Source organism: Acidaminococcus sp. CAG:542, from assembly GCF_000437815.1.
Classification (GTDB): Bacteria; Bacillota; Negativicutes; order Acidaminococcales; family Acidaminococcaceae; genus Acidaminococcus.
In genome coordinates, this window is the sequence record NZ_FR902060.1 from 1 (window position 1) to 3,146 (window position 3,146).

A 3,146-nucleotide genomic window follows, 5' to 3' on the forward strand; every position below is an offset into this window, starting at 1 on the left:
GCTGCCGGTTAAGAGAAAAGGCCTGCATCGAAAGATGCAGGCCTTTTTGTCGCGGGTCGCGGGCTGTGAGTCACGGCCCACGACTGGGGTTGTGAATATTTCACAACCCCTTATCCATTCTGGATTTTTTTCATATATTCCAGCAGTTTGTTGGTGAAATCTTCCAGGTATCTGGGCCTTACCTGGGCTTTCAGCCGGAGAATGCTGGAGCGCATGGTGTGGGTCTCACCGGCTATGTAGAAGGCCAGCAGGGGGTCTTCCTGATCCTTCTGGACTTCCCGAATCAGAGGATAGGCCAGCACATCATTGCAGAAGGTGGCTGTATGGCCCAGCCGGCACAGCTGGATCTGGGTGCTGATGTCGCTGATGGAAATGGGCTGGGGGCAGTCCAGATGATTTTCCCGAAGGCAGCTCTGGACCAGTTCCAGCAGGGTGCTGTGTTCCCGATTGCCGATCAGGGGAAAAGGCTTGAATTCCTGAAGGGAGATGGTATTTCCTGTTTTCCAGTTTTCCGGGGAGAAGGTACCCAGATGATACTGGCGGAAAAAAGAAAGGGTGCCCACTACCATCAGTTTCTCTTTGCCAATCAGCTTCTCTTCCAGGAAGGGATCAGAAGGTGCATCCAGCCCCAACACCAGATCCAGCTGCTGGGTTTTCATCAGTTGGATATGTTGGACTGTATCCCCCAGGGTGATGGAAATGTGGACTTGTGGATAAGTCCCGTGGAATGTTTCCAGAAAACGGGGCAGCAGGAGACGGGCCCGGGAGGTACTGATCCCCAGGCGGATCTCCCCGATTTCTCCCGCCTCGATTTCCTGGATCCGATGGCCCAGGCTTTCTTCCAGGTGCTGGATCTGCCGGAGGGTGCTGACCATGGCTTTTCCTGATTCCGTCAGCTGGAGATGCCTGCCCCGGAGGAACAGTTTCGTATGGAGCTGTTTTTCCAGTTTGCTGATATGCTCGCTGAGACACTGCTGGGTTACAAAGGCCCGTTTGGCTGCCTTGGTGAAATTCATCTCTTCCGCCGCCAGCAGAAACATTTTTTGCGCCAATTCCATGGGACCGCCTCCTTTTTCTGTATTATACTACAATCTCCAGCTTGTAATAACACTGAAATCTATTTGTTTTTCTTTGTATAAGTTTCGTCGTATACTGTAGTCACAAAGAGAAAACAAACCAATCTGCAGGAAAACAAGGGAAGGGAGAGATCCGTATGGAAAAGAAAGTTTTTACGATGTGGGAAATGAATCTGGGCTTCCGTCCCAAGGATTTCCAGAGCGTATGGGGGGCCGTAATCCAGAAGAACAGTCCGAAGCAGTCCTGCCCCAAGGTAAAGGCAGCCAGACAAGGGCGTGGGCCTGTGGATTTTGAATCCAGTGCCTGGTCGGTATAAAAGAAAAAGAAGAGGAGCCGTTGCCTATGGGACGGCTCCTTTTATGTTATAATAATCCCATTATACAGGAGGTGAAGATATGGGCCGTCGGGTGCTTTGGGTTTTGCTGGTGGTGTTGCTGGGGTTCATCTGGGGGCACTCTCTCCAGAATGGGACAGCTTCCCAGGCCGAGAGCCAGTCGGTGCTCCATCTGGCCCTGGCCCGGTGGGGCAGTCTGCCGGGGATGGGGTATCTGAATTTCTACACCATCCGGAAACTGGCCCATCTGACGGAATTCACTGCCCTGGGCATGGTGCTGACCGGCCTTACAGGACGGGGCCTTCCGGCGCTGCTTCTGGGAGCTGCGGCAGGGGCCGTGGACGAATGCCTCCAGCTGTTCAGCCCGGGCCGCAGTGCCCAGGTGTCGGATGTGCTGCTGGATACCCTGGGAGTGTTTGTGGGTATCCTGGCAGTACAGCTGCTGTGCCGGCTGTGGGAAGAGAAATAATAAGGAAACCGAAGGAGAATGATATGACAAGACTGGAACAGCTGAGCCGGGAACTGGTGGATGTGGTGGTGAACCTGGGGTATCCGGCGGAACTGGGAGAACTGATGGCCCAGAACCTGGGGACGGAGAGCACCGTGGAACGGATGACCCAGTACCTGATCCACGTCCAGCCCCCTACGGCAGAAGAAATGGTGGACGAAATGCTGGCCATCTGCGAAGAACGGGATAAATGGGTCCAGAAGAAAAAGAATGAGTATTACAACCGGAAAGTGAACGAATGGATCAATCGGTGAGAGGGGGCTGTTGCATAGGCAACAGCCCCTTGACATCTCTCCCTTTTCCGACTATGATATACACATTAATTACTAGTAAAACAATATGAATTAAAAGGGAGCGATGAGATGTTGGGAAAAGGTAAGATCCGTTTGTTTTTGACGGGATTGGTTGCGGCAGCCCTTTTGGCGGCCGGATGCGGAGGCAGCGGTGCCGACAAGAAAAGCGCCGACAGCGGCAAGCCCATCAAGATCGGGGCTACGGCCGGGCCTCATGCGGATGTGGTCCATGCGGTGGCGGAAGAAGCCAAGAAGCAGGGGCTGAACGTGGAAGTGGTGGAATTCTCCGATTACATCACTCCGGACAAAGCCCTGGCAGAAGGGGACCTGGATCTGAACAGCTATCAGCATGCGCCCTTCCTGGCCAACTTCAACAAGCAGAACGGTACCAAGCTGGTGCCCATCGGGAACACCATCCTGATGCGGATGGGCATCTACAGTGACAAGATCCATGATCTGAAAGATGTGCCGGACGGCGCCACGGTGGCTATCCCCAACGATCCCACCAACGGAGGACGGGGCCTGGCACTCCTGGAAAAAGCCGGCCTGATCAAACTGAAGGAAGGGGTCGGTTTCAAGGCTACCGTAAACGATGTGGTGGACAACCCCAAGAACCTGAAGTTCAAGGAACTGGAAGCGGCCCAGATGCCCCGGAGCCTGGCGGATGTGGACCTGGCAGTGATCACCATGAACTATGTTATGAGCTCCGGTATGGACGTGAAGAAACAGGGGCTGTTCTGGGAAAAGGATGATGAACCTCTGGCCGTGATGGTACTGGTAGCCCGGGAAAAGGACAAGGAAAAGGCGGAATACAAAAAAATCGCCGAAATCTTCCATTCCGAAGCGGTGAAGAAGTTCATCGAAGAAAAATTCAAAGGGACGATTGTACCAGCGAAATGAAAACAGGGGGTGCTGCATATGCAGCACCCCCTGT

General features: G+C 53.7%; 5 protein-coding genes. 4 read left to right on the plus strand and 1 reads right to left on the minus strand.

All coding sequences use genetic code 11. The annotated features are described in order from the left end of the window. Positions 1 to 110: 110 nt before the first annotated feature. Positions 111 to 1,058, minus strand: a complete 948-nt coding sequence (locus tag QVO43_RS04735) for a LysR family transcriptional regulator (protein WP_022487432.1) — start codon at positions 1,056 to 1,058, stop codon at positions 111 to 113. A gap of 155 nt (positions 1,059 to 1,213) precedes the next feature. Between QVO43_RS04735 and QVO43_RS04740 the strand changes: the two genes are divergently transcribed. The 4 genes from QVO43_RS04740 (at position 1,214) to QVO43_RS04755 (ending at position 3,112) form a co-directional block, all read left to right on the plus strand. Further along, the gene (locus QVO43_RS04740; RefSeq protein WP_022487433.1) at positions 1,214 to 1,393 is read left to right on the plus strand and encodes a hypothetical protein; all 180 of its coding nucleotides are present in this window, start codon (positions 1,214 to 1,216) and stop codon (positions 1,391 to 1,393) included. Positions 1,394 to 1,472: 79 nt separating this feature from the next. Continuing rightward, the gene (locus QVO43_RS04745; protein WP_022487434.1) at positions 1,473 to 1,880 is read left to right on the plus strand and encodes a VanZ family protein; all 408 of its coding nucleotides are present in this window, start codon (positions 1,473 to 1,475) and stop codon (positions 1,878 to 1,880) included. Positions 1,881 to 1,903: 23 nt separating this feature from the next. Continuing rightward, the gene (locus QVO43_RS04750; RefSeq protein WP_022487435.1) at positions 1,904 to 2,173 is read left to right on the plus strand and encodes a hypothetical protein; all 270 of its coding nucleotides are present in this window, start codon (positions 1,904 to 1,906) and stop codon (positions 2,171 to 2,173) included. Positions 2,174 to 2,281: 108 nt separating this feature from the next. After that, entirely contained in the window at positions 2,282 to 3,112 is an 831-nt protein-coding gene (locus tag QVO43_RS04755) for a MetQ/NlpA family ABC transporter substrate-binding protein (protein ID WP_022487436.1), read from the plus strand. Positions 3,113 to 3,146 lie beyond the last annotated feature (34 nt).

Coding starts and splice junctions, on each gene's coding strand:
- QVO43_RS04750 (WP_022487435.1), top strand. CDS start 1,904: ATGACAAGACTGGAACAGCTGAGCCGGGAACTGGTGGATGTGGTGGTG.
- QVO43_RS04745 (WP_022487434.1), top strand. CDS start 1,473: ATGGGCCGTCGGGTGCTTTGGGTTTTGCTGGTGGTGTTGCTGGGGTTC.
- QVO43_RS04735 (WP_022487432.1), bottom strand. CDS start 1,058: ATGGAATTGGCGCAAAAAATGTTTCTGCTGGCGGCGGAAGAGATGAAT.
- QVO43_RS04755 (WP_022487436.1), top strand. CDS start 2,282: ATGTTGGGAAAAGGTAAGATCCGTTTGTTTTTGACGGGATTGGTTGCG.
- QVO43_RS04740 (WP_022487433.1), top strand. CDS start 1,214: ATGGAAAAGAAAGTTTTTACGATGTGGGAAATGAATCTGGGCTTCCGT.